This is a genomic window from Marisediminicola senii (assembly GCF_011057645.1).
GTDB lineage: Bacteria > Actinomycetota > Actinomycetes > Actinomycetales > Microbacteriaceae > Marisediminicola > Marisediminicola senii.
Genome location: NZ_JAALGE010000049.1, coordinates 1 through 23,006, shown reverse-complemented (window position 1 = coordinate 23,006; position 23,006 = coordinate 1). Strand labels below are relative to the sequence as shown.

At 69.0% G+C, this 23,006-nt stretch carries 27 protein-coding genes and 1 pseudogene; 16 read left to right on the top strand and 12 right to left on the bottom strand.

All coding sequences use genetic code 11. The features are described from left to right. A pseudogene (locus tag G5S38_RS13070) lies at nucleotides 1–237 on the top strand (phytoene desaturase family protein); the annotation flags it as partial. A 53-nt stretch (nucleotides 238–290) separates the two neighbouring features. Here the strand turns inward: G5S38_RS13070 and G5S38_RS13065 are convergent. Both G5S38_RS13065 and G5S38_RS13060 read right to left on the bottom strand, forming a co-directional pair. Continuing rightward, nucleotides 291–1,325 carry a MerR family transcriptional regulator gene (locus G5S38_RS13065; RefSeq protein ID WP_165069442.1) on the bottom strand — a complete coding sequence of 345 codons (1,035 nt, stop codon included), beginning with the start codon at nucleotides 1,323–1,325 and terminating at the stop codon, nucleotides 291–293. A 99-nt stretch (nucleotides 1,326–1,424) separates the two neighbouring features. Continuing rightward, entirely contained in the window at nucleotides 1,425–2,402 is a 978-nt protein-coding gene (locus tag G5S38_RS13060; protein ID WP_165069440.1) for an aldo/keto reductase, read from the bottom strand. 86 nt (nucleotides 2,403–2,488) lie between these two features. Between G5S38_RS13060 and G5S38_RS13055 the strand changes: the two genes are divergently transcribed. From G5S38_RS13055 to G5S38_RS13045, 3 genes are all read left to right on the top strand, one after another. Next, nucleotides 2,489–3,145, top strand: coding sequence for a hypothetical protein (locus G5S38_RS13055; RefSeq protein ID WP_165069437.1), 657 nt, complete (start codon nucleotides 2,489–2,491; stop codon nucleotides 3,143–3,145). 75 nt (nucleotides 3,146–3,220) lie between these two features. After that, a complete protein-coding gene (locus tag G5S38_RS13050; protein ID WP_165069434.1) occupies nucleotides 3,221–3,556 on the top strand; it encodes a hypothetical protein in 336 nt (111 codons plus the stop codon). A gap of 55 nt (nucleotides 3,557–3,611) precedes the next feature. Continuing rightward, a complete protein-coding gene (locus G5S38_RS13045) occupies nucleotides 3,612–5,075 on the top strand; it encodes an HNH endonuclease signature motif containing protein (protein ID WP_165069431.1) in 1,464 nt (487 codons plus the stop codon). A 171-nt stretch (nucleotides 5,076–5,246) separates the two neighbouring features. Here the strand turns inward: G5S38_RS13045 and G5S38_RS13040 are convergent, their stop codons facing one another. Beyond that, nucleotides 5,247–6,041, bottom strand: a complete 795-nt coding sequence (locus G5S38_RS13040; protein ID WP_165069429.1) for a winged helix-turn-helix domain-containing protein — start codon at nucleotides 6,039–6,041, stop codon at nucleotides 5,247–5,249. Nucleotides 6,042–6,480: 439 nt separating this feature from the next. After that, a complete protein-coding gene (gene upp / locus G5S38_RS13035; RefSeq protein WP_165069426.1) occupies nucleotides 6,481–7,113 on the bottom strand; it encodes a uracil phosphoribosyltransferase in 633 nt (210 codons plus the stop codon). Nucleotides 7,114–7,160: 47 nt separating this feature from the next. Here upp and tadA point away from each other — a divergent pair, with 47 nt between their 5' ends. Then, nucleotides 7,161–7,592, top strand: coding sequence for a tRNA adenosine(34) deaminase TadA (gene tadA / locus G5S38_RS13030; protein ID WP_201276684.1), 432 nt, complete (start codon nucleotides 7,161–7,163; stop codon nucleotides 7,590–7,592). Nucleotides 7,593–7,618: 26 nt separating this feature from the next. Here the strand turns inward: tadA and G5S38_RS13025 are convergent, their stop codons facing one another. Together G5S38_RS13025 and G5S38_RS13020 are read right to left on the bottom strand one after the other, a co-directional pair. Next, the gene (locus G5S38_RS13025; RefSeq protein ID WP_165069423.1) at nucleotides 7,619–8,323 is read right to left on the bottom strand and encodes a glutamine amidotransferase-related protein; all 705 of its coding nucleotides are present in this window, start codon (nucleotides 8,321–8,323) and stop codon (nucleotides 7,619–7,621) included. A 25-nt stretch (nucleotides 8,324–8,348) separates the two neighbouring features. Next, nucleotides 8,349–9,311: a cation diffusion facilitator family transporter gene (locus G5S38_RS13020; protein WP_165069421.1), complete on the bottom strand. Its 963-nt coding sequence runs from the start codon at nucleotides 9,309–9,311 to the stop codon at nucleotides 8,349–8,351. Nucleotides 9,312–9,360: 49 nt separating this feature from the next. On the opposite strand from G5S38_RS13020, the gene proC reads away from it, so the two are divergent. Then, the gene (gene proC / locus G5S38_RS13015; protein ID WP_165069418.1) at nucleotides 9,361–10,194 is read left to right on the top strand and encodes a pyrroline-5-carboxylate reductase; all 834 of its coding nucleotides are present in this window, start codon (nucleotides 9,361–9,363) and stop codon (nucleotides 10,192–10,194) included. A 33-nt stretch (nucleotides 10,195–10,227) separates the two neighbouring features. Here proC and G5S38_RS13010 read toward each other — a convergent pair whose 3' ends face one another. After that, nucleotides 10,228–10,899 (bottom strand): potassium channel family protein, encoded by a 672-nt coding sequence (locus tag G5S38_RS13010; protein WP_165069415.1) that lies wholly within the window; start codon nucleotides 10,897–10,899, stop codon nucleotides 10,228–10,230. Then, entirely contained in the window at nucleotides 10,892–12,337 is a 1,446-nt protein-coding gene (locus tag G5S38_RS13005; protein WP_165069412.1) for a TrkH family potassium uptake protein, read from the bottom strand. Before G5S38_RS13005 ends, G5S38_RS13010 begins: the two co-directional genes overlap by 8 nt. Nucleotides 12,338–12,404: 67 nt before the next feature. Between G5S38_RS13005 and G5S38_RS15970 the strand changes: the two genes are divergently transcribed. The 3 genes from G5S38_RS15970 to G5S38_RS12990 all read left to right on the top strand — a co-directional run bounded on the left by G5S38_RS15970 (nucleotide 12,405) and on the right by G5S38_RS12990 (nucleotide 13,556). Next, entirely contained in the window at nucleotides 12,405–12,992 is a 588-nt protein-coding gene (locus G5S38_RS15970) for an ArsR/SmtB family transcription factor (protein WP_165069409.1), read from the top strand. A gap of 94 nt (nucleotides 12,993–13,086) precedes the next feature. Next, nucleotides 13,087–13,281, top strand: a complete 195-nt coding sequence (locus G5S38_RS12995) for a helix-turn-helix domain-containing protein (protein WP_407943848.1) — start codon at nucleotides 13,087–13,089, stop codon at nucleotides 13,279–13,281. Nucleotides 13,282–13,457: 176 nt separating this feature from the next. Then, nucleotides 13,458–13,556: a 30S ribosomal protein bS22 gene (locus tag G5S38_RS12990; protein ID WP_003792170.1), complete on the top strand. Its 99-nt coding sequence runs from the start codon at nucleotides 13,458–13,460 to the stop codon at nucleotides 13,554–13,556. Nucleotides 13,557–13,601: 45 nt separating this feature from the next. Here G5S38_RS12990 and G5S38_RS12985 read toward each other — a convergent pair whose 3' ends face one another. Beyond that, a complete protein-coding gene (locus tag G5S38_RS12985; RefSeq protein ID WP_165069404.1) occupies nucleotides 13,602–14,483 on the bottom strand; it encodes an HAD family hydrolase in 882 nt (293 codons plus the stop codon). 62 nt (nucleotides 14,484–14,545) lie between these two features. On the opposite strand from G5S38_RS12985, the gene G5S38_RS12980 reads away from it, so the two are divergent. Both G5S38_RS12980 and G5S38_RS12975 read left to right on the top strand, forming a co-directional pair. Further along, on the top strand, nucleotides 14,546–14,821 hold the full coding sequence (locus G5S38_RS12980) for a glutaredoxin family protein (protein ID WP_165069402.1): 276 nt from the start codon (nucleotides 14,546–14,548) through the stop codon (nucleotides 14,819–14,821). A gap of 3 nt (nucleotides 14,822–14,824) precedes the next feature. Beyond that, nucleotides 14,825–15,124, top strand: a complete 300-nt coding sequence (locus G5S38_RS12975; RefSeq protein ID WP_165069399.1) for a Dabb family protein — start codon at nucleotides 14,825–14,827, stop codon at nucleotides 15,122–15,124. 13 nt (nucleotides 15,125–15,137) lie between these two features. Here the strand turns inward: G5S38_RS12975 and G5S38_RS12970 are convergent, their stop codons facing one another. Together G5S38_RS12970 and G5S38_RS12965 are read right to left on the bottom strand one after the other, a co-directional pair. Then, complete coding sequence (locus G5S38_RS12970; protein WP_165069396.1) at nucleotides 15,138–16,103, bottom strand: IS481 family transposase; 966 nt, start codon at nucleotides 16,101–16,103, stop codon at nucleotides 15,138–15,140. A 176-nt stretch (nucleotides 16,104–16,279) separates the two neighbouring features. Then, nucleotides 16,280–16,858 (bottom strand): translocon-associated protein subunit alpha, encoded by a 579-nt coding sequence (locus G5S38_RS12965; protein WP_165069394.1) that lies wholly within the window; start codon nucleotides 16,856–16,858, stop codon nucleotides 16,280–16,282. A gap of 123 nt (nucleotides 16,859–16,981) precedes the next feature. Here G5S38_RS12965 and G5S38_RS12960 point away from each other — a divergent pair, with 123 nt between their 5' ends. Continuing rightward, on the top strand, nucleotides 16,982–17,380 hold the full coding sequence (locus tag G5S38_RS12960; protein WP_201276683.1) for a cupin domain-containing protein: 399 nt from the start codon (nucleotides 16,982–16,984) through the stop codon (nucleotides 17,378–17,380). Between the two features lie 160 nt (nucleotides 17,381–17,540). Here the strand turns inward: G5S38_RS12960 and aspS are convergent, their stop codons facing one another. Then, nucleotides 17,541–18,869: an aspartate--tRNA(Asn) ligase gene (aspS, locus tag G5S38_RS12955; RefSeq protein ID WP_165069391.1), complete on the bottom strand. Its 1,329-nt coding sequence runs from the start codon at nucleotides 18,867–18,869 to the stop codon at nucleotides 17,541–17,543. A 72-nt stretch (nucleotides 18,870–18,941) separates the two neighbouring features. Between aspS and G5S38_RS12950 the strand changes: the two genes are divergently transcribed. The 4 genes from G5S38_RS12950 to resB all read left to right on the top strand — a co-directional run bounded on the left by G5S38_RS12950 (nucleotide 18,942) and on the right by resB (nucleotide 22,713). Then, complete coding sequence (locus G5S38_RS12950; RefSeq protein ID WP_165069388.1) at nucleotides 18,942–19,598, top strand: histidine phosphatase family protein; 657 nt, start codon at nucleotides 18,942–18,944, stop codon at nucleotides 19,596–19,598. An 8-nt stretch (nucleotides 19,599–19,606) separates the two neighbouring features. Then, nucleotides 19,607–20,218: a TlpA family protein disulfide reductase gene (locus G5S38_RS12945; protein ID WP_165069386.1), complete on the top strand. Its 612-nt coding sequence runs from the start codon at nucleotides 19,607–19,609 to the stop codon at nucleotides 20,216–20,218. A gap of 94 nt (nucleotides 20,219–20,312) precedes the next feature. Further along, complete coding sequence (locus tag G5S38_RS12940; RefSeq protein ID WP_165069383.1) at nucleotides 20,313–21,044, top strand: cytochrome c biogenesis CcdA family protein; 732 nt, start codon at nucleotides 20,313–20,315, stop codon at nucleotides 21,042–21,044. A gap of 40 nt (nucleotides 21,045–21,084) precedes the next feature. Next, nucleotides 21,085–22,713 (top strand): cytochrome c biogenesis protein ResB, encoded by a 1,629-nt coding sequence (gene resB / locus G5S38_RS12935; protein WP_235929068.1) that lies wholly within the window; start codon nucleotides 21,085–21,087, stop codon nucleotides 22,711–22,713. Nucleotides 22,714–23,006 lie beyond the last annotated feature (293 nt).

Genomic DNA, 23,006 nt, shown 5'->3' with positions numbered 1-23,006 from the left:
CACGTCGTGCTCGACCCGCAGTCCTACGGCGGCTCCGGCGAGCCGCACGGCGCGCTGTACGGCACGGCGCGGCCCGCGTGGATGGCAGGTCCCTTCCACCAGCCGGGCTACGTCGATCCGCTGCGCCCGTGGCTGTGGCGGGTGGGCGCGTCGGTGCACCCGGGCGGCGGCATCCCCGCCGTGCTCGGCGGCGCGATGATCGCGGTCACCCGGCTGCTGAAGCGCAACCCGGCCTAGCTCCCTCGATTCGCAGGGGGCTGGTTAAAGGGCAGCTGGCTACGAGCCGCTGGCTACGGGGTAGCTGGCGACGGGGTAGTTGGCGACAGTGCTGCTGGTTCGTCGGCCGCCACCTCCATGGCGAGTTCCATGGCCAGTTCCGCGCTCCGCACGCGGGCCGGGGACCAGTCGAGGGGCATCTTCCGTGCTGCTTCCACAGCACTCATCGACGTCTGCCCCGTGCCCGTGCCTGTGCCTGCGCCTGTGCCGGTGCCGGGGCTGCGCCCGTCGTCGTGCTCATCGGCGGGCGGGTGCAGGGCATCCCAGGCGTCGAATAGCGCCTCGTCTGCCTCCGCCAGCCCGGACTGCTCGGTGACGGCCTGCAGTGCCAGCTCGAAGGCATGGCGCTCTGCAGCTACCTGGGCCACGCGGGGGTCGTCGACCGCGACCGTGTCGTCGAGCGCCACCTCGGCGGCATCGATCCGGTCGTCTTCCTGTCGCAGCTCCGGGTGGGTGGCCATGGCGATGTAGCGCGATGCATTGACGGCCGCACCGAGCGGGCCGAAGATCCGCTCCATGACCAGCAGCTTGTCCAGGTCTGCATGGCGCAGGGAGCCCTCGGGCAGGTGGTCGAGTCGGGTAGTGACGAAGTCCGAGAGCAGGCCCATTCGGCTTCCCCTGTCGCGCATGCGCTGCACGGCTGCGAGCTGGCGCTGCAGTTCTGCCTGTTGGGCGGTCAGCGATCGCTCCAGCCGCTCCAGCACGCTGGTGACATCGGGGTCGCCGTCGGCATCGGCACCCGCGTCGGCCTCGGCATCGGCACCCGCGTCGGCCTCTGCATCGGCCCCCGCGTCGGCCCCGGCGGGAGCACGGTCGGCGAAAGCATCCCGAATGTCATTCAGGGCGATCCCGGCGTCGGCCATCGTGCGGATCCACAGCAGCCGCATCACCTCGTCGTACCCGTAGCGGCGGCGACCGTCGCTTCCCCGCTCGGGCTCGGGCAGCAGGCCGATGTGGTGGTAGTGCCGGATCGCCCGCGGTGTCGTGCCGACGAACGCGGCCGCGTCGCCGATCTTGACCTGACGCGGCGGCATGAACTGCGAGAGCATGAGTGGGCCTTCCCCGGTGCACTGGAACGTGGATCCACTGCACCACATCACGCTACGGAAGGTGCAACTCCGCGCGCTCGGCCGGCACCGGCCTTCGGTCTAGAACCCCTCGTTGCGGCGGGCGACGTACGGAGCCTCGAGGGCCGCGAGCTCGTCGTCGATCAGCGTGATCGATACCGACGCGACGGCGTCGTCGAGGTGCTGCATCTTCGTCGCCCCCACTATCGGCGCCGTCACGGCCTCCTGCTGGCGAACCCAGGCGAGCGCGACCTGCGCCCGCGCGATCCCGCGCTGCTCGGCGATCTCCGCTACGGCCGCCGCGACCTGCCGGTCGCCGTCCTGCTGCTGCGTGAACAGCGTCTTGCCGAACTGGTCGGTCTCGGTGCGGGCGGTCGTCTCGTCCCAGTCGCGGGTCAGCTTGCCGCGCGCCAGCGGCGACCACGGAATCACGCCGACGCCCTGGTCGAGGCAGAGTGGATGCATCTCCCGCTCCTCCTCGCGCTGGATCAGGCTGTACTGGTCCTGCATCGACACGAAGCGTGTCCAGCCGCCGAGGTCTGCCGTGAACTGCGCCGTCGCGAACTGCCAGGCCCACATGGATGACGCACCGATGTACCGCGCCTTGCCCGACTTGACCACGTCGTGCAGAGCCTCCATGGTCTCCTCGATCGGCGTCTGCGGATCCCAACGGTGGATCTGGTACAGGTCGACGTAGTCGGTGCCGAGGCGCCTGAGGCTGTCGTCGATCGCGGTCATGATGTGCCCGCGCGACAGGCCGCCGCCGTTCGGGCCCTCCCACATGCGTCCGTGCACCTTCGTGGCGACCACGACCTCGTGGCGGGCAGCGAAGTCGGCCAGTGCGCGGCCGACGAATTCCTCGCTCGTGCCGTCGGAATACACGTCGGCCGTGTCGAACGTGGTGATGCCCTGCTCGAGTGCCCGCTTGATGAACGGACGGGATTCCTCCTCACCCATGCTCCAGCCGTGCGCGCCACGATCGGGCGCACCGAAGCTCATGCAGCCGAGGATCACCGACGAGACCTGCAGGCCGCTGTTGCCGAGACGGGTGTATTCCATGGGAGTCTCCTCGGGGGTTGGGGGTGAGTGCTTCCATCATCGCCCGGGTTGCGGGCATTCCCGCGCGGTGCGGGTTAACTGGGGCGATGAACCGTTCAGCGCGCCGTGCCCGGCGTTCGTCAATCGCGTCGGCCGCGTCGGCCGTGTCGATCGGGTCGATCAGGTCGGCCGGGTCGGTCGCCGCCGTCACCGCCGCGGGTGTCGCGGTCGTGGTCGCCCTGGCCGGGTGCACCGGGTCGACGGGTGCTGGCGCCGAGGCATCCACCCCGCCGCCTGTTCCCGTATCGCCGACGTCGCCTGCCGCGCCGTCTACGCCATCGTCGACCGCACCCTCGGCGCCGACGCCGCTTATCACGGGCATGTCGGCGGTGGACCCGACCGCGCCGTACGACCTCGACGATGCGCTGGCCTGGCGGGAGCGCGTCGAACCGCTGCTGCCGTCCGAGGGCGTGGCCGACGGGGCGTCCATCCACCAGGACGACGCGGTCGGGCGGAACCTGTCGAGCGACAACGCGTCGATCGCACCGGGAACCTATGTGGCCTATCTCGTCTGCCGGGGCAATGCCTCGTACTTCTTCGCCGTCGAGCAGATCGACGGGCCCGCCATCCTCGAGGGGCAGTGCGTCGACGGGGTCCGCACGACCACGGTCGACCTGCCGGCCGGACACCTGCGATACACCCTGCAGTCGAGCGGCGATCCGATGGACATCGTGCTGCGGTTCGCCGAGCAGCCCGCCTCGTGAGGCAGCATGACGTCGCGGTGACCCCGGTGACGAGTGGATGCGACGGCGGGAGGTGCCACGGTGGATGAGGGTCGCGTGAGCATCGAGGTGCGCCCCGCGCCCACGTCGGGCCCGTCGGGCGAGGTCGTCGGGCGCGTGCTGCTGCTTCCGGGTGCTCGCTATAGCGCGCGGCATCCATTGCTCAGCGGGGCGACGCTCGCGCTCGAGCGCCTGGGATGGCACGTGACGGCCGCGTCGTGGAACGTCGACGGGCTCGACGGCGCCGACCACTCGCTGTCGCTGCACCTCGAGGAGGGTGCTCGACCGGGTGACGCGGCTCGTCGAGGGGTTCGCGGGGCAATTGTGACTGATGCTCTCCTTGTGCGACCAGTCCTCCACAGGCCGTGCTGCGGGCGGGTTATCCACAGCTAATCTGCTACCTGATCAGGGTTTTAGCAATGTCGGTGGTTGGGTTCACTCTTGGTACATGGAGCAGATCAGCGAGGCGGACGGTGTCGGTGCCGGCATCGGTGCCGGTATGAGTGCCGGCATCGCCGCCGGAGTCGCTGCTGATATTGCCGCCGGTGTCGCCGCCGCGAGGGGTATCGCGACGCTCGATCTCGGTGTGCTCTCCGACGGCGACCTGGCGACCGCCGTCGTGGGTATCGAGCAACTCGGGCGGCTGGTCGACACGCTCCGCACCCGCGGGGCGTCGGAGGTCGCCGTGCGATCCCGCCGCGAACTGGGCATAGACGGCCTCGCTCGCCAGCACGGCCACGCCTGCCCAGAGCACCTGCTCGAGCAGTGGACCCGCATCTCGCAGGCCGAGGCGACGAGGCGCATCCGGTTGGGTGCCGCCATCCGTCCGGCGCGGCGAGTCGACGGCACGCCCGTTCCCCCGCGGTATCCAGCCGTCGCCGACGCGCTCGCCGACGGGGCCATCGCTACCGAGACGGCCAGCACGATCGTGCGGTGCCTCGATGCGGCGATGGATGCCTCCCCGCACGACATCGCATGCGCCGAAGCGGCACTGGTCGACGCAGCGCTTGACCACTCCGCCGACCTCGTCGCCACTCAGGCGCGCGTCTGGCGCGAACGCCTCGATCCCGACGGCGCCGCGCCGCGAGAAGAAGAACTCCGCCACCGACGCGGCATCTCGCTCGGCCGCGAGCGCGGCGGCATGACCCGCATCCTCGGCTGGGCAGACCCCATATCTGCTGGCATGCTGCGGGCGGTGTTCGATGCGGGCAACGATCCACGCGCGACGCCGCGGTTCCTCTCTGCGGAAGACGCGGAGCGCGGTGCCACCTCCACGCCCACGCCCGACGGCACCATCGTCACGACCATCGTCGACCCGCGCACGCGAGAGCAGCGCCAGTTCGACACCCTGCTTGGCGTGCTCACCGCGGGCCTGCGCTCCACCGAGCAGTCATCGACCACCGGCGTGCCGTCCGGCATGCGCTCGATATCCGCCGTCTCGGTCGTCGTAGGCCTTCGAGACCTCGAGCGCGGCGCGGGTGCAGCCTGGATCGACGGCGTTGACGAACCCATCTCGATGGCGACTGTGCGGCAGCTGATGTGCGACGCCGGATTCAGCCTCGTCGTCGAGGGCGACGATGGCGAGGTGCTCGCCCTCGGACGTTCCGAGAGGTTCTTCACCCCGGCCCAACGGCGGGCTCTCGCGGTGCGCGACGGTGGATGCGTGTGGCCGCAATGCCAGGACCCACCGGGATGGTGCGAGGCTCACCACGTCATCGAATATGAGAAGGGCGGGCCCACCGATATCGACAACGGGGCGATGCTGTGTTCGGCGCACCACCACCTGCTCCACGCCTCCGACTTCGAGATGCGCATGATCCGCGGCAGGCCGCACCTGCTCGCACCGCCACGACTCGACGCCGCGCAGCAGTGGAACCTGATGGGCCGACCCCGGAGCACCGGCACTGGCTGAGGTGCAGTGGTCAGGTGCAGTGGCTGAGGTTCGGTGGTGCAGGTGCGGTGGATGAGGTGCGGTGGCTGACGTGCGGCGGCTGACGTGCGGCGGCTGCGGCGTGGAGGCTCAGGTGCGGTGGCTGAAGTGCGGCGGCTGAGGAGCGCCGCGGCCCAGCGGTGGCTAGCCTGCCTAGAAGAAGTCCGGGCTCGGGGTCGAGGCGTAGCGGATCGAGACGTCTGCGTGCCGGTCGAACCGGTAGCCGACCCCGCGCACGGTGCGCACGATGTCCTCGTAGGCCCCGAGCTTGGAGCGAAGCCGCCGCACGTGCACGTCGATGGTGCGCTCGTTCGGAATCTCGTCGTCGGCCGCAGACCACAGCGCCGAGATCAGTTCTGCGCGCTCGATGGTGCGGCCCTCCCGCAGCACGAGGTACTGCAGCAGCTCGAACTCCTTGTAGGTCACTCCGGCGGTGTCCTCGTCGAGCAGCAGGCGCTTGCGCGACAGGTCGATCACGACGCCGCCGCGCGCGGCCGGCTCTTCGGGGATGGATGCCTCGCGGTGCTTGGCGAGTGCGGAGGGGTCCTGCAGCGCGAGCCGCACGACATCGACGTCACGTCCCCCGGTGCCCGCGGGTGCCAGGGCCACCGCGGCGTAGGTCTCCGAGGCGGGAACGAGCGTCGCCGCCAGCGCCTTGAGCTGCTCCACCACGGCACCGAGGGTCGTGCCTGCGGCGGCGGCGACGTCTTCGTCGAGTCCGACGTAGAGAACGAAACCGCGGGCCTCCGTGCCCTCCGGAACGGCCCGGAGGCGGCGCTGCGGCTGCGCCTGCGCTGCGGTGGCTGTCTGCGCTGCAGCGGCAGTCTGCACTGCGGTGGCTGTCTGCGCTGCGGCGGCGTGGGACGCAGCCGTCGCGACGGCGGACTGGCCGGCGGCGCGAACGCGGTGGTCGGAGTGGGTGCGGTCGTAGCCGATTGCAAGTGACATGGGTCGAGAAATCCTTGAGAGGGGTGAAGGGCCTCTAATGGTGAGGGTGTGATCCTTCGGGGTGATACAGGTCATGCGTTACGGGCGCCCTCCGTTATGGAGGAGGTTGCCCGGGGAGCTCACGCTGGTGTCAGCAGCGGACTCGGCAAGGAGTGGCGGTTAGGCACACATTCGACAACACATGACCGGGCGCAGGGTCCTCGGAGCCTCGTGGGAGGTGAGAGAGAGCGCGAACACGGTCATGTGGTAAGCATCGACTATCGTCGCGGGACCTGTCAAGTTGGGCGCGGGGGTCGTCAGCGACTTCCGGGCCAGGCAGTGCTTTCCAGGAGACAGCGCTTCCCAGGAAGCAGTGCCTTGCAGGAGACAGTGCCTTGCAGGAGGCAGAGCCTTTGAGGAGACAGAGCCTGGACGTAGTCGCGGGTCGTGCGATTCCGGGTCAGACGGTGCCGTAGAGCCGGTCGCCCGCGTCGCCGAGACCGGGAACGATGTAGCCCACCTCGTTGAGCTTCTCGTCGAGCGAGCCGAGCACGATCGTCACGTCGCGACCCTCGGTCGCCTTCTCCACGGCGGCGAGGCCCTCCGGCGATCCGATCAGGCAGATGGCGGTCACGTCTTCGGCGCCGCGGTCGAGCAGGTAGTCGATGGCGGCGATGAGCGATCCGCCGGTCGCGAGCATCGGGTCGAGCACGAAGCACTGCCGGTTCGACAGGTCGTCGGGCAGCCGCTCTGCGTAGATGTCCGGCTGCAGGGTCTCCTCGTTGCGCACCATGCCGAGGAAGCCGACTTCCGCGGTGGGAACGAGCTTCACCATGCCCTCGAGCATTCCGAGTCCTGCTCGCAGGATAGGCACGACGAGCGGGCGGGGGAGCGCGATGGCCAGCCCCGTGGTGGTCGCGACCGGGGTCTCGACGGTCACCGTCTCGACCTTGACGCCGCGGGTCGCCTCGTAGGCGAGCAGGGTCACGAGTTCCTCGGTCAGCGCCCGGAAGGTGGGCGACGACGTGGTCTTGTCACGCAGCACCGTCAGCTTGTGGGTGATGAGCGGATGGTCGGCTACGTGTACTCGCATAGGCTCAATCTATCGGAGGGGTGCTCGTGGCTGCGTACGACCAATGGATGCTGCAGGCCCTCGACGACGCACGCCTCGCCCTCGATACGGGTGACGTGCCCGTGGCCGCCCTCGTGATCGGCGCCGACGGCCTGGTGCTCGGCCGAGGCCGTAACGAGCGGGAGAAGCTCCACGACCCGACCGCCCACGCCGAGGTCCTCGCGATCCGCGAGGCCGCCGCACGCCTCGGGGACTGGCATCTCACCGGCGCCACCCTCATCGTCACCCTCGAGCCGTGCGTGATGTGCGCGGGCGCGATCCTGTCTGCCCGCATCCCGCGCGTGGTCTTCGGCGCCTGGGACGACAAGGCGGGGGCCGCGGGCAGCATCTACGACGTACTGCGCGACCGCCGCCTCAACCACCGCGCCGAGGTCATCGGCGGGGTGCAGGAGGAGGCGTGCGGCGCCATCCTGCTGGACTTCTTCCGCGAGCGCCGCTGACCGGCCGCGGGTCGGGAGTCGTCGGCTCAGAGCGCGTCGAGCCACTCGGCGAGCATCGCCTGGCCCGCGGCCTGCATCGCCGCGCCGAGCCGGTCGCGGTCGGCGAGCAGTTGCGTGCCGTCGACGCCGTGCTCCGCAAGGTAGTCCTGGCCCGCAGCGATCCACTCCTCGAACATCGCGCCGGTGAGCTCGGGGTGGAACTGCACGGCGAGCGCATAGTCGCCCATACGGAACGCCTCGTTGCTGTACTCCGCCGAGCTCGCGAGGCGGGTGGCTCCCGCTGGCAGGCGAAAGCTGTCCCCGTGCCACTGCATGACCGACACGCCGACCAGGTGCCGCAGCGGCGAATCGAGGCCGGCGTCGGTCACCTGCACCTCGCTAAACCCGACCACGACCGACTTTCCCTTGCTGACGCGCCCGCCGAGGGCCTCCGCGATTAGTTGAGCCCCGAGGCACACCCCCAGCGTTGCCCGCTCATTCTCGAGGCGCTTCGCGAGGAACCCGACTTCGTCGGCGAGGTGTGGATGCTGCTCCGGCTCGTACACCGCCTGGTCGCCGCCGAGCACCACCACGAGGTCTGCGTCCGCCGCGTCCTGCCCGGCCAGCCCCGCCGTGTCCAGGTCGGCGCGAACCGTGTGGATCACGTATCCGCGCGACTCCAGAACGTCGGCGAAGCTGCCGAGGTGTTCCCGTTCGTTGTGCTGCACCACCAGTGCGACCCTGTCGACCATGACCCGAGCCTAGCCATCGACGCGGTCAGTCGGATGCCTTGATCACGATCGTCTCGGTGGGCGGGTTGCCGATGCCGGGGGCGACGAGAACGTCGGGTTCGAGGTAGATGACCCTGGCCACGGGCACGGCTGCGCGGATGCGCGCCTCGACGGCGTTGATGGCGGCCGCGACATCCGTCAGCCTGGTCTTTCCGGCGAAGGCGATCTTGGCCGCCACGAGCAGTTCCTCCGGCCCGAGGTAGAGGGTCTTCATGTGGATGATCGACTCGACGTCGTCGCCGGCGGTGATGGCGGCCCGGATGCGGGTCGCATCGGCGGCGGTCGCACCCTCCCCGACGAGCAGGCTCTTCGTCTCGAGCCCGAGGATGACGGCGACCAGGATGAGCAGCGCACCGATGGCGAGCGTGCCGACGGCGTCGTAGAACCCGTCACCGGTGGCCCAGGTGAGGCCGACACCGATCATCGCGAACGTCAGCCCACCGAGGGCGGCGACGTCTTCGAGCAGGATGACCGGCAGCTCCGGAGCCTTCGCGCGGCGCACGAACTCGACCCAGCCCTGCGTTCCGCGGGCGTGGTTCGACTCCTTGATCGCGGTGCGGAGGGAGAACGACTCGAGGAGGATCGCGATCGACAGCACCAGCACGGGGAGCCACGGCACCTCGAGGGGGTGCGGGTTGCGCAGCTTGTCGATGCCCTCGTAGATCGAGAACATGCCGCCGACGCTGAACAGGATGATCGACACGACGAACGCATAGACGTAGCGCTCGCGGCCGTATCCGAACGGGTGCTCGGAATCGGCGGCCCTGCGGGACTTTCGCCCACCGAGCAGGAGCAGCAGCTGGTTGCCCGCATCGGCGACCGAGTGGACGCCCTCGGCGAGCATCGAACTCGACCCGGAGAAGAACCACGCGATGAACTTGGTGATCGCGATTCCCGTGTTGGCCAGCAGCGCCGCGATGATCGCCCTGTTGCCACCCGAAGTGCTCATGGGGTAATCCTAGGAGCGTGCGCGACCGGCCGTACGGGATGATGGCACCATGACGACGACTGCAATCCTGCCCACGACCGCGATCCTCGGCGCGGGTTCGATGGGCGGCGCGATCCTGAGCGGAATGCTCTCTCCCGACGTCACCGTGAACGGCGGCATCCGCGTCACCAACCGCACCGAAGAGAAGGCGGCGCCGCTGCGGTCCGCCACCGTGACCAGCCTCGCCACCGAGACCACCGCCACCGCCAACCTCGACGCGGTCCGGGGCGCACACCTCGTGGTGGTCGGCGTCAAGCCGGTCATGGTGCCCGACCTGCTGCGCGAGATCGCGGGGGCGCTGGAGCCCGACGCGATCGTGATCAGCGTCGCTGCCGGGGTCACCACCGCGACGATGGAGGCCATCGTGCCCGGCGTCGTGCTGCGCGCGATGCCCAACACCCCGGCGACCGTGGGCCTCGGCGTCACCGGACTGAGCGGGGGAAGCCGAGCGACCCCCGACGACCTCGCGCTCGCCACGACGCTGTTCGAGACGGTCGGGTCGGTCGTCGCGGTGCCGGAGGACCAGATCGACGCCCTCAGCACCATCTCCGGATCCGGACCCGCCTACGTCTTCTACCTGATCGAGGAGCTCTCCCGCACGGCGGTCTCGCTCGGCTTCACGCCAGGGCAGGCGGCGGTGCTGGTCGAGGGCACGTTCCGCGGTGCGTCCGAGCTGCTCGCGGCCTCTGATGTCGGGCCAGCAGAGCTGCGCCGCCGCGTCACGAGCCCGAAGGGCACCACGGAGCGTGCGGTCGCCGTGCTGCAGGAGGCTGACCTGGCCGCGACGTTCGACCGGGCTACCGCTGCGGCGCTGGCGCGGGCGAAGGAACTGGCCGCGGGCTGATCGCGGCACGCCTTCACGTCGATCGACGCGTGATCAGTCGCGCAGCGCGGCGAACTTCTCGAGGCTCAGCGACTTTCCGCTCACGATGATCTGGTCGTCGCCGGTGATCATGGTGTCGGGGGCGGCGTAGGTGAATTCCTTGCCTGGCGACTTCACGCCGACGACCGTGATGCCGTACTTCCGGCGCACGGACGACTCGGCGAGCGTCATGTTGCGGATCGGCTTCGGGGCGTACATCTTGACGATCGCGAAGTCGTTGTCGAACTCGATGAAGTCGAGCATGCGCCCGGAGACGAGGTGTGCGGTGCGCTGGCCCGCCTCGGCCTCGGGGTAGATGACGTGGTTCGCGCCGATGCGCGACAGGATCTTTCCGTGCGACTGGCTGATCGCCTTCGCCCAGATCTGCGGGATCTTCAGGTCGACCAGGTTTGCGGTGATGAGCACGCTGGCCTCGATCGACGACCCGACGGCCACCACGGCGATCGAGAAGTCCTCGGCTCCGATCTGGCGGAGGGCGTCGATGCTACGCGCATCGGCCTGCACCGCGTGCGTCACTCGGTCGGCCCACTTCTGCACCAGGTGGGCGCTCTCGTCGACGGCGAGTACCTCGCGATCGAGCCTGTCGAGCTGGCCCGCCGTCGCGGCGCCGAAGCGTCCGAGCCCGATCACGAGCACTGGCGCGTCGTGTGGGATCTTGTCAACCAACGATGGGCCTCTCTTCCGCCCTGGTGAACAGCTGGCGGCGCTGGGATGCGGCGAGCGCCGCGGCGAGAGTCACTGTACCAACCCGTCCGGCCCACATCGTGGCCGACAGGATGTACTTGCCGGAGTCGGGGAGCGTCTCGGTGAGGCCCGCGCTGAGGCCGCAGGTCGCGAAGGCCGAGATGACGTCGAAGAGCACCATGTCGAGCTCGGCGTCGGTCACGTGAAGGATCGAGATGGTCGCGGCGGCCACGACGGTAGCTCCCCACAGCACGATGCTGACGGCGAGGCGGAGGACGTCGCCGGGGATGCGGCGATCGAACGCCTGCATGTCGTTGTCACCCCGCGCCTCGGCGAAGGCCGCGAGGAACAGCACGGCGAGGGTGGTCACCTTGATGCCGCCCGCGGTCGACGCCGACCCGCCGCCGACGAACATCAGCATGTCCATGATCAGAAGAGTGGAGCCATGCATCTCGCTGACATCGACGGTCGACAACCCGCCCGATCTGGTCATGATCGACATGAACGTCGCGGTGAGGGGGCGGGACGCGGAATCCTGACCGCCGAGGGTGGCGGGGTTTCCCCACTCCAGGGCGAGTATTCCGATCGCGCCCACCACGGTGAGGATGAGCATCGTCACCAGCGTCAGCTTCACATGAACGGAGAAGCGCGCCCGGGTCTTCACGAAGCGGACGAAGGCGAAGATGACCGGGAACCCGACGGCGCCGAGAAAGACTCCGGTCGAGAGCACCGTCAGCATCCATGGGTCGGTGGCGAACGGCGCGAGGCCCTCCTCGGTAGGCAGGAAGCCGGTGTTGGTGAATGCCGACGTCGCAATGTAGAAGCCCTGCCAGATCGCCGGCCACAGCTCGAAGCCCGCCAGTAGTAGCCGCGGTGCGATCAAGGCGGTGAGCGCGAGTTCGATGATGAGCAGGCTGGCGGCCACGGTGGCCAGGAGTCCGCCGACCTCGCCGAGGCGGATGGCCTGGGATTCGGCAACCGGACCGACGTGGATCCGCGACGGGTTCGAGTCGCTGGCGGCCATCAGGCGTTGACGGAGTCCGAGCTTCCGCGAGACGGCGAGCCCCAGGATGCTGGCGAGAGTGAGTACCCCGATACCGCCCACCTGCATACCGACCAGGATCGCGACATTGCCGAAGGTCGACCACTGCGTCGCCATGTTGACAGTCGTCAGGCCGGTGACGCAGATCGCCGAGACGGCGGTGAACATGGCGTCTGCGAAGTTCAGGCGCTGGCCATCCGCGGAGGCCGCGGGCAGGGACAGAACGGCGGTCATGATGAAGATGAGCGACGTGAAGATGAGGATCGCGAATCGGGCGGGAGAAGACGACGCGAGAAAGCTGATGGCATCCTTGATGCGGGTGAATGCCCCGCGCTGGACGCCGGAGCTCAGCGCCCGTTGGGCTGGACTGACGCGCATGCCAATCCTTTCCGGTCGGAGGCCATGTCATGGTACTCCGACCTGGCGCCAGCACTAACCTGATGCGATGGCCGACATCTTCGACGTGATCGCCGACGCGACGCGCCGTGACCTGCTCCAGCTGCTCCTCGACAGGCACGCGTCGGAGCAGTCGACGACCGGTGAACTGAGTGTCGGCGAGATGGTGGAGAAGCTCGGCATCAGCCAGCCCACGGTGTCGAAACACCTCAGGGTGCTGCGCGAGAACCACCTCGTGCAGGTGCGTGACGTCGGCCAGCACCGCTACTACAGCATCGATCCCGAACCGCTCGGCGGGGTCAACGACTGGCTCGAGCCGTTCATGCACACGTCGGCGGCAGCCGTCGCCGAAGGCCCCGGCCCCGACCTCCCGTCCGGAACCGCTCCCTACGGTGCCCCCTCCGCCGCAGTGAACGACGCGGGCGCCGCGGTGTTCCGCGCGTGGTCGGGCGCGCACCTGCCGGCACCGATCCGCCGGGCGGCCGACAGCTGGCAGCACCCGGCAGACGCGGGCGCGTCACTCGGCAGGGCGGCGGCCGAGGCATCCCACCGGGCTCGTGTCGTGATCGAGGATGCCGCGGCGAGCGTGCAGCACAACGTGGTGTCTCCCGTGCTGCGCAGGCTGCACCGCGACTGACCTGTTGCGCGACGGGCACCGCACCACCTAACGTGGCAGTCCGGCACCGGGCGACCAGCGAGTCGCCGGGCGAACCGTGAACAGGGGGAAGGCGATCGTGAGCGGACTCTCCGAGCTGCGCTTCCTCACCGTCGCCGAGGTGGCCGACATGATGCGGGTATCGCGCATGACGGTCTACCGCATGATCCACTCGGGCGAGCTGCCCGCGATCCGCTTCGGTCGGTCGTTCCGCGTTCCCGAGTCCGCCGTGCAGACCGCGGTCGACACGCACATCGCGGACGCCGGCTGACGCGAGCCGCCCCGACCGATTACGAACCGCCCTCTCCGCCGCGGGAGGAGGCGCCGACCCGGCAGCGGAACCGGCAGGAGAACAGGCGCACCGTCAAAGGGGAGTAGACTGCTCCGAGGCAATTTTCCGAGGTTCTGAACGGACCCGGTAACCGTTCAAGAATCAGTGAGGTCACTATGGGTTCAGTAATCAAGAAGCGCCGCAAGCGGATGGCAAAGAAGAAGCACCGCAAGCTGCTGCGCAAGACGCGTCACCAGCGTCGCAACAAGAAGTAGGGACCGACTGATTGGGCTGGCCCGAGGGCCAGCTCGCAGTACCCGTCAGGCGGCAGTACCGCCAGATCGAGCGCCGAACCGAGAGGTTCGGCGCTTTTTCGTGGTGCGGGGGCTCGTGACGTGGGGGCCCGTGACGTGGGCTTCGGCTGCGTGCTCGGCCCGCGACTCCGCCGCGACCCTCCGCCTGGCCGCCCGGATGCTCGCCGACGTCAGGCGCATCTGCGACCAGCCGTTCTCCGTCGCGTGCCGACGCAGCGCCCGGTCGGGATTGACGACCACCCGGTTGCCGACGAGTCCCAGCAGGGGGATGTCGTTACCTGAGTCGGAGTACGCCCAGCACTCCGCCAGGTCTGCGCCCCTGCTCTCTGCCAGGTCCCTCGCCGCCACGGCCTTATGGGCACCGTGCATCGGGGCGCCGAGCAGGTTACCGGTATACACGCCGTTCTCACTCTCGATGCGCGTGGCCAGTGCGCCCGCGAAGCCGAGGCGCTTCGCGATGACATCGGCGATCATCACCGGGGTCGCGCTGATCAGCCACACCTCGTGCCCCTGCCGGAGGTGCTCCCGCGTCAGCTCCACCGTCTCGGGCCACAGCCGCGGCACGATGTAGTCGTCGTAGACCTCGTGCGCGATCTCGATGAGCTGAGCTTGGGAGTGGCCGCGGATGAGCCCGAGCGCGCGGTGCTGGATGCCCGGCATGCCCCGCGCGTTCTCGCCGGCGACGAGAAAGCGCACCTGGTGCCAGAGGAAGCGCACGAGTTCGCGCCGCCGCACGACGCCCCGCCGTTGGGCGCCCCGGCCGAGGTGGAACGCGCTCGCGCCCCGCAACAGCGTGTTGTCGACGTCGAAGAAGGCGATGACCGTGCGCCCCGAAGCGCCCCCGGCCGCTGGCGCGGAGGCCGAATCGTCACTTCGCGGCGTCGACATCGCAGCGAGTATAAGGAGAAGGGCTGCGAAAGCGGGTCGGGCATCCCAACTAGGCTCGACGCGTGCCCACCACCATCACCCTGCTGACGAAGCCAGGGTGCCACCTGTGCGACGTCGCGCGGGAGGTCGTCGTGACCGTGGTGTCGGCCGTCTCCGCCGAACGGGGCGATGCGGCATCCACGCCATCGATCGTCATCGAAGAGCGGTCGATCCTGGATGACGCGGGGCTGCTGTCGCAGTATGGCGAAGAGATCCCCGTCGTGATGATCGACGGTCGCGTGCACACCATCTGGCGAGTCGATGCGGCGCGACTGCGCGCCGCACTAACGGAAGGCTGACCCATGCTGAGGCACATCGTTACCTGGAAGCTGCGCGCAGACGACGTGCCGGCGCGACTCCAGGCGTCGTCGACCATCGCGTCGGAGTTGCAGGGCCTGGTGTCGCTGATCCCCGAGATCACGTCGCTCACCGTCGCCACGAACTCCACCTCGGTACCCGGCAACTGGGATGTCGTCCTGGTCGCCGACTACGCCGACGAGGCTGCGCTGCAGACCTACATCGACCACCCGGAGCACCAGCGTGTCGTCGCCATCGTGCGCGAACTCGTGAAGGAACGCGCGGCGGTCGACTTTCTGGTCTAGCCGTACTGAGCCATCAGGTTGGTGACACTCGGGCTGCGGGCGTGAGCCCGTGGCTCGAGTGGATTCGTCCAGTGTTGTAGTGCTCGATCCAGGGTGCAAGTGCGTCGGCTCGCTCCGTGTTCGAGGTGAACGGTTGCCGGTAGGCCCACTCGTTTGCGAGGGTGCGGTTGAAGCGTTCGACTTTCCCGTTCTGCCAGGGGCAATGTGGCTTGATGAACTTCTGAGTGGCGCCGAGCGCTGCGACAGCGGCGGAGAACGCGGCCGACTTCCGGTAGGCGAAAGCGTTGTCGGAGATGACGCGTTCGATTCTCTCGATGCCGTGCCGTTGGAAGTAGGCAGCTGCTCGGGTGAGGAACCCGGCCGCGGTGATGCCTTTCTCATCCGGGTGGATTTCGGCGTAGGCCAGCCGGGTGTGGTCGTCGACAGCAGCGTGGACGTAGTCGAATCCGACTGGGTTCTTCCGGTCATTCGTGACCGCTGCGCGGCCGTGCAGTCGCCATCCGCCGCCGTCGGGGATACGGCCGATTTTCTTCACGTCGATATGCACCAGCTCACCCGGTCGCTCGCGTTCGTACCGGTTCGCTGTCGACCGGGACGCTCTGATCGAGGTGCCGGTGACCGGGTCAAGCCATGCCAGCGGCGGGATCTGATGCCGGGTCAGGATGCGAGAGATGGTGCGGGCAGGGACACCGGTCTCGGATGTCAAGCGGGCCGGCCCGAACCGCAAGCGCGTCCTCGCGTCGAGAACGGCCGCCTCCCGCCGCGGGGTGGTGCGTGTCGGCATCCGGTGGGGGCGACTGGAGCGGTCTACCAACCCTGCAGCGCCTTCGGCGCGGAAGCGGGAAACCCACCGGTGGGCGCACTGCCGCGAGACACCGAGTTCTTTGGCGACGTGAGCGACCGGTCGACCATCATGGATGACTCTACGAACGAGCAGAGCCCTCCCGTGAGTCGTCAAACGGGCATTAGCGTGGAGCACGAGACCTCCTGGCGATGGTTGAACTAGACAGCTCCATCAAGCCAGGGGGTCTCGTTACGTCACAACCCCGGAAGTGTCACCAACGTCATGGCCGAGTACATCTAGCCGGAGCCCCGCGCCCGCGGCCGTCGCGCGCCGGGTACGCCCCGCCGCGTGCCGCCCGGGCTACTCCGCGACTACTCCGCGTGGCGCTTCGCGGCGGCCTCGGCCTCGGCGCGCGAACCGTAGAGCGGCTCGTCGAGCACGAACTGCAGCGACTCCTCGGGGTCGACCAGCAGCAGGTCGGTGGGCTCCTCGGCGTCGGCGAAGTCGTCGGATGCGAGCAGTTCGCCGTTGAGGTGCACGGTGAGCAGGCCGCTTCCGGTCTCCAGCGCGTCTACCTCGAACGCGGGGAGCGGGCGTCCACCCGCGCGGGAGAGCAGTTCCTCGATGGCGCCACCGAGGCCGGCACCCGCGGCCAGGAATGCCTTCTCGTCGACGACCGTGTAGTCGTAGCGGGCGCGCACGGTGAAGGTGAGCTCGTCGGGCTCGGAGCGGGTCGCGGTCTCGTCGCCGTCCTCTTCCCCCTCGTATAGTTCGTCGAGCGCGTCGCCGTAAGCCGCGATCGCGTCCCACAGGTCGCGGTCGACCTCCTCGGCATCGTCTCCGTCGTCGGTGCCGGCCGCGACCCGGTCGACGTGGGTGCGCAGCAGGGTCAGCAGGGTCTCTCCGGCGTCGACGGCGGCGAGGCGGGCGGGGTCAGTCTGGGTGCTCATGAACGCCAAGGTACCAGTCGGCGAAGCGGGTCGGCGTGCCGCGCGGGCGTAGCATCGGAGGACGCCTCACCGCCGCAGAGCCGCCGAACGGCGGCCGGATCGCAGCAACAGAAGGAGCAGCGCATGACAGGAATCGTCCATTTCACCATCGCCACCGAAGCAGAGAAGAGCGCCGACTTTCGTCGCGTGCTGTGGACGGGTGAGTATTCGCAGCTGGTCATCATGACCATTCCCGTCGGCGGCGAGATCGGTGCGGAGACGCATCCGGACACCGACCAGATCCTCACCATCGTGAGCGGCATCGGCGAGGCGACCATTTCGGGCCAGACCAAGAAGATCGCCCAGGGCGACCTCGTCGTCGTGCCGGCCGGGCTGCACCACAACTTCGTCAACACCGGCGTCAACCCGCTCGTGCTGTACACGGTCTACGGACCGCCCGAGCACGCGGAGGGCGCGATCCACAAGACCCGCGAAGAGGCAGACGCCCTCGAAGACGCCGGCAAGGACGAGCCGCCGGCCTGAATCGAGTAGTCAGGCCCCAACCGCCGGCCTGGACCCAGTAGGCAGGCACGCAGCTGAATTACGAAGGCCCCCGGTGCGCACCGGGGGCCTTCGTCGTGCGTGGCTGGCGCGCGGGGTGGTGGAGGCTACAGAGCGCTGCCGGGCGCCGGGGAGGTGCTGCCTATGGCGTGAGGCGCGTCGGCCCACGGAACAGGTAGGTGGCCTCGCGCAGGTTCGGCAGCCCGAGCAGCAGCATCAGCACACGGCTGAGGCCCATGCCGAACCCACCGTGCGGCGGCACTCCGTAGCGGAAGAAGTCGAGGTAGAAGTCGAGCTCCTCCGGGTCGAGGCCCTTCTGCCTGGCCTGCTCGGTGAGCACGTCGATGCGGTGCTCGCGCTGCGCCCCTGTCGAGATCTCGACGCCGTTGAAGATCAGGTCGTAGCTGTTCGTCAGGCCTGCGTCATCCGCGTGCCTCATGTGGTAGAACGGCCGGATGCTCGAGGCGTAGTCGGTGAGGAACACGAATTCGTGCCCGTAGGTCTCGCGGGCGTATGCCGCGATCTGGCGCTCGCCCTCCGGGTCCATGTCGTCGTCGGCGCGTGGCACCTCGTACCCGCGCTCGGCGACGATGCGCTTGGCCTCGGCGAGCGGGATGCGCGGGAACGGCGTCGACGGCACGGTCACCTCGATGTCGAACAGCTCGCGGATGGCGTCGCCGTGCTTCTCCTTAACCGCGGCCAGGCCCGCGACGAGCAGCTCCTCATGCATGCGCATGACGTCTTCGTGGCTGTCGATCCAGCTGATCTCGGCGTCGACGCTGGTGAACTCGGTCGCGTGCCTGCTGGTGAAGCTCGGGTCGGCGCGAAAGGCCGGGCCGATCTCGAAGATCTTGCCGAAGCCGGCGGGCTGCGCCATCTGCTTGAAGAACTGGGGGCTTTGTGCCAAGTACGCCTTGGTGTCGAAGTAGCCGACCTCGAACAGCTCGGCCTTCGACTCGCTCGCGCTGGCCATCAGCTTAGGGGTGTGCAGTTCGATGAAGTCGCGGTCGATCCACCACGTGCGCATCGCGTGCTCGAATGTGGTCTGGATCTTGAAGATCAGGGCGTTACGGGGAACCCGCAGGTCGAGGAAGCGCCAGTCCATGCGCTTGTCGACCGCGGAGTCGTCGGCGATCGGCGTCTCGGGGATCGCGGATGCCGCGATGTCGAGCGACGCGAGCTTGATCTCGACCCCGCCCAGCTTGACCCGCTCGTCGTGCTTCAGGTCGCCCGACGCCGTCAGGAACGTTCCCTGGCTCAGCGCGGAGATGGTGTCAGCCACCACGTCCTCCGCCGGCGTGCCGTCGTCGGCGAAGATGCGCGGGTGCACGAGCTGAACGGCACCCGACTCGTCGCGCAGCACGACGAACTGCACTTTCTTCTGGTCGCGGACGGTCTCGACCCACCCGGAGACCGATACCGGTCCATCCTCGGAGGCGACGAGATTCTTGATCAGGGTGCGTGTAGTCACGGTGACCGAGTGTAGCCGCGGGGCGCTGCCCTCTCGGCAATCCCGCAGTGACCCCGCCCGTAGAATGGGGTCGTGTCTGCCTCCGTGATCCATCTTGTCCGGCACGGTGAAGTCCACAATCCCGAGGGCATCCTCTACGGCCGCATCCCGGGGTACCACCTCTCCGAGCTGGGGCACCGCATGGCCAAGGCCACCGCACTGCACTTCGCCGGGCACCCCATCTCCGCCCTCTACGCCAGCCCGCTGCAGCGTGCGCAGGAGTCCGCCCAGCCGTGGGCTGCGCAGTACGGCCTCGACATCACCACCGACGACCGCATCATCGAGCCGCACAACAGGTTCGAGGGCGAGAAGTTCGAGTTCGGCCCCGGCGTACTGACCAGGCCGCGCGTGTGGCCGTGGGTATGGAACCCGCTGCAGCCCAGCTGGGGAGAGCCGTACCGCTCGGTCGCCGCGCGCATGATCGCGGCGCTCGATGAGGCCTGGGATGCCGCGAACGGCCGCGAAGTCATCATGGTCAGCCACCAGATGCCCATCGTCATGGTGCAGCGAGCCGTGATGGCCAGGCACCTGTGGCACGACCCGCGCGACCGCCGGTGCAGCCTCTCGAGCGTCACCTCACTGGTGCGGAACGACGACGTCGTCCCCGGCACCCCGCGGTACCGCGAGACCGCATACCTCGAACCCGCCGCAGACCTGCTGGTCAGCGCCGTCGATTCCGGGGCCGTATGAGGCGCCGTATGAGCCGTGTGGGCGGGGCCGTCCCGCTGCGGGCAGCCGCAGCATCCATCGCCATCGTGGCGGTCGCCCTGGTGAGTGGATGCTCCTCCGATCCACTCGCGGAGGACTACCTCGACGGCGGCAACACCAACTACATCTCGGGCGACGGCATCGTCGAGGTACCCGAGGCCGAGCGCGGCGACCCCATCGACTTCGCCGGCACCACCGACACCGGCGAGACGGTCTCCCGGGCCGACTTCGATGGCGAAGTGGTCGTCGTCAACTTCTGGTACGCCGCGTGCGCCCCGTGCCGGGCCGAGGCACCCGACCTCGAGGCCGTCGCCCAGCAGTACGACGGCAACGGCGCGGCCTTCATCGGCGTGAACGTGTACGACAGCGCCGAGAACTCCCTCGCGTTCGCCCGCCGCTACGACGTGAGCTACCCGTCGCTGCTCGACGCGAGCGACGGGTCGGTGCGCCTCGCGTTCGCCGGCGACATCGCGCCCAACGCCGTGCCCACCACCTTCGTGCTCGACGCCGAGGGACGCATCGCCGCCCGCATCCTGGGCCAGATCGCCGAGCGGTCGATCCTCGACACCCTCGTCGGCGACGTCGTCGCCGAGACCCGCTAGCGCGACCCGTGCAGACGGCGATGGCGGAGAAGGCGGTACAGGCGGAGAAGGCAGTGCAGGCGGAGACGGCAGTGCAGGCGGAGAAGGCAGTGCAGTGCAGGACATAGTCGCGAGCGGCAGCCTGCTCGTCGCGCTGCCCATCGCCCTCCTCGCGGGACTGGTCTCGTTCGCGTCGCCGTGCGTGCTGCCGCTGGTGCCCGGGTACCTCGGCTACATCGGCGGGTTCGCCGCCGCCGACGGTCGCACCAACCGGCGGCGCCTGCTGCTCGGGGTCGCCCTGTTCGTGCTCGGGTTCAGCGTGGTCTTCGTTGGCCTCAACCTCGCGTTCTCCCTCGCCGGCCTGATGCTCATCCCGTGGCTCGACCTGATCACCCGCATCGTCGGCGTGGTCGTGATCCTGATGGGGCTCGTCTTCATCGGCCAGTTCACCTTCCTGCAGCGCACCATCAAGCCGTCGTGGACCGCCGCGACCGGCATCGGAGGTGCGCCCCTGCTCGGAATCGTGTTCGGGCTCGGCTGGGCGCCCTGTATCGGCCCGACCCTCAGCGTCGTGATCGGGCTCAGCCTGAGCAGCGGATCGGCGTCGCGGGGTGTGCTGCTCGGCGTGGTCTACTGCCTCGGGCTCGGCATTCCGTTCCTGCTCGTGGCCCTCGGGTTCAGCTGGGTAACGGGGTCGGTCAACTGGTTGCGCCGCAACATCCGCCTCGTCAACATCATCGGAGGCAGCATGCTCATCGTCGTCGGCCTGCTCATGGTCACCGGCATCTGGCAACTCATGATGTCGTCACTGGGTGGGGTGATCAGCGGATTTGTCCCGGCCATCTGATCACGTCGACGCCCCGGAACGCCCCCGCACCGACGACGGGGTGACGCAGCCGTCCCTCGGCTTCGTGGGATACCTGCGATTCTTCTGGCGCCAGCTCACGAGCATGCGCACCGCACTGTTCCTGCTGCTGCTGCTCGCCATCGCGGCCATTCCCGGCTCCCTGGTGCCGCAGCGTTCGTCGAACCCGAACGGCGTGACGCAGTACTTCACCGACAATCCCGACCTCGCTCCCGTGCTCGACCGGTTCCAGGCATTCGACGTCTACAGCAGCGCCTGGTTCTCGGCGATCTATCTCCTGCTGTTCGTGTCGCTCATCGGCTGCGTCATCCCGCGCACCGTGCACCACTGGAAGGCGCTCCGGTCGCAGCCGCCCAGGACTCCCGCGCGGCTCTCCCGCCTCGAGGGCTTTCGCGAGGTCGAGGTCACCGGCAACGAGGCCAGCGCGGCCGGCGTGACGCCGGCCACCGCGGTGGAGGCCGCACGCGGCATGCTCCGCGGCAGTGGCTACCGCGCCAGGATCATCGAGGGCCCTGGCGCCGCAATGTCGGTCAGCGCCGAACGCGGCTACATGAGGGAGACCGGCAACCTGGTCTTCCACACCGCGCTCATCGGCGTGCTCGTGTCGGTCGGCATCGGCGGCGGGTACGGCTACAGCGGACAGAAGGTCATCGTCGAGGGCGACTCGTTCTCCAATGTGCTGCTGTCGTACGAGTCGTTCCTGCCCGGCCGGTTCTTCGACGAGGGCGGGCTCGAGCCGTTCCGGGTGCGCCTCGACGACTTCGAGGCCGTCTACGAGCAGCAGAACCCCGACGCCTACGGCCAGCCCATCGACTTCTCGGCCAGCGTCACGACCTTCGAAGGCGACGACTCCCAGGGCGACACCGGAGACGGCGTCACCGACGTCATCAAGGTGAACGATCCGCTGCGCATCGGCGGTAGCGACCTCTACCTGCTCGGCAACGGCTACGCCCCGCTCATCACGGTGCGCGACGCCGAGGGCAACGTCGCCTTCAGCGGGGCCGTGCCGTTCCTGCCGCAGGACGGCAACCTCACCTCGCTCGGGGTGATCAAGGTTCCCGACGCCGAGCCCGAGCAGATCGGCATGATCGGGTTCCTCTACCCGACCCAGACCACTCTCGAGACGGGCGCGCTGGCATCGAACTTCCCCGACCTGCTGAACCCGGTGCTCAGCCTCCAGGTGTTCACCGGCGACCTCGGGCTCGACGGTGGCGTTCCCCGCTCGGTGTACACCCTCGAGACCGACAACCTCACCGAGATCGCCGGGCGCACCGCAGACACCGAGTCGCTGCGGCTCACGCCGGGGGAGACCGTCGACCTGCCGGGCGGCAGGGGCTCGGTCACCTTCGAGAACGCGACTCCGGACGCCCCGGCCACCGACCTCTCCGGGGCGGTGCCGCGGTTCGTCAGCCTCGACATCCACCGCGACCCCAGCCAGGGCTGGGTGCTGGTCTTCGCGCTCCTCGTGGTCGCGGGCCTGCTGACCTCCCTATTCATCCCCCGCCGCCGGGTGTGGGTCCGGGCGACCGAGACCACCGACGGCGGATTCCGCCTCGAGTACGCCGGTCTCGCCCGTGGAGACGACCCGGGACTCGAGCGCGCGGTGGGCGACATCGCCCAGCGTCACTCCCAGCGCACGGGCTTAGGCTGACTGCCGTGACCGAACAGCTCGTATCCCTCTCGCTCGTCGCCATCTGGTCGACGATGGTGGTCTACACCCTCGCCTTCATCATGTTCACCCTCGACCTCGCCAAGCGGTCCGCCGCGGTGCAGGCACCGGGGAGAGTGACGACGGCCGACGGTGCGGTCACGGCGGGGGCCGCCCCCCCCCCCCCCCCGGCGGGGGGGGGGGGGGGCCGCGGGGGGGGGGCCCCCCCCCCCGCCCCCCCCGGCCGGGGCCCCCGCCCCCCCGGCCCCCCGCCCCGCCCCGCCCCCGCCCGCCCG

What these genes read in the sequence shown, in the direction of transcription:
- G5S38_RS13065 (WP_165069442.1), bottom strand. Translation starts at nt 1,325, where the DNA reads ATGCTCTCGCAGTTCATGCCGCCGCGTCAGGTCAAGATCGGCGACGCG.
- G5S38_RS13060 (WP_165069440.1), bottom strand. Translation starts at nt 2,402, where the DNA reads ATGGAATACACCCGTCTCGGCAACAGCGGCCTGCAGGTCTCGTCGGTG.
- G5S38_RS13055 (WP_165069437.1), top strand. Translation starts at nt 2,489, where the DNA reads ATGAACCGTTCAGCGCGCCGTGCCCGGCGTTCGTCAATCGCGTCGGCC.
- G5S38_RS13045 (WP_165069431.1), top strand. Translation starts at nt 3,612, where the DNA reads ATGGAGCAGATCAGCGAGGCGGACGGTGTCGGTGCCGGCATCGGTGCC.
- G5S38_RS13040 (WP_165069429.1), bottom strand. Translation starts at nt 6,041, where the DNA reads ATGTCACTTGCAATCGGCTACGACCGCACCCACTCCGACCACCGCGTT.
- upp (WP_165069426.1), bottom strand. Translation starts at nt 7,113, where the DNA reads ATGCGAGTACACGTAGCCGACCATCCGCTCATCACCCACAAGCTGACG.
- tadA (WP_201276684.1), top strand. Translation starts at nt 7,161, where the DNA reads ATGCTGCAGGCCCTCGACGACGCACGCCTCGCCCTCGATACGGGTGAC.
- G5S38_RS13025 (WP_165069423.1), bottom strand. Translation starts at nt 8,323, where the DNA reads ATGGTCGACAGGGTCGCACTGGTGGTGCAGCACAACGAACGGGAACAC.
- G5S38_RS13020 (WP_165069421.1), bottom strand. Translation starts at nt 9,311, where the DNA reads ATGAGCACTTCGGGTGGCAACAGGGCGATCATCGCGGCGCTGCTGGCC.
- proC (WP_165069418.1), top strand. Translation starts at nt 9,361, where the DNA reads ATGACGACGACTGCAATCCTGCCCACGACCGCGATCCTCGGCGCGGGT.
- G5S38_RS13005 (WP_165069412.1), bottom strand. Translation starts at nt 12,337, where the DNA reads ATGCGCGTCAGTCCAGCCCAACGGGCGCTGAGCTCCGGCGTCCAGCGC.
- G5S38_RS15970 (WP_165069409.1), top strand. Translation starts at nt 12,405, where the DNA reads ATGGCCGACATCTTCGACGTGATCGCCGACGCGACGCGCCGTGACCTG.
- G5S38_RS12990 (WP_003792170.1), top strand. Translation starts at nt 13,458, where the DNA reads ATGGGTTCAGTAATCAAGAAGCGCCGCAAGCGGATGGCAAAGAAGAAG.
- G5S38_RS12985 (WP_165069404.1), bottom strand. Translation starts at nt 14,483, where the DNA reads ATGTCGACGCCGCGAAGTGACGATTCGGCCTCCGCGCCAGCGGCCGGG.
- G5S38_RS12975 (WP_165069399.1), top strand. Translation starts at nt 14,825, where the DNA reads ATGCTGAGGCACATCGTTACCTGGAAGCTGCGCGCAGACGACGTGCCG.
- G5S38_RS12965 (WP_165069394.1), bottom strand. Translation starts at nt 16,858, where the DNA reads ATGAGCACCCAGACTGACCCCGCCCGCCTCGCCGCCGTCGACGCCGGA.
- G5S38_RS12960 (WP_201276683.1), top strand. Translation starts at nt 16,982, where the DNA reads ATGACAGGAATCGTCCATTTCACCATCGCCACCGAAGCAGAGAAGAGC.
- G5S38_RS12945 (WP_165069386.1), top strand. Translation starts at nt 19,607, where the DNA reads ATGAGCCGTGTGGGCGGGGCCGTCCCGCTGCGGGCAGCCGCAGCATCC.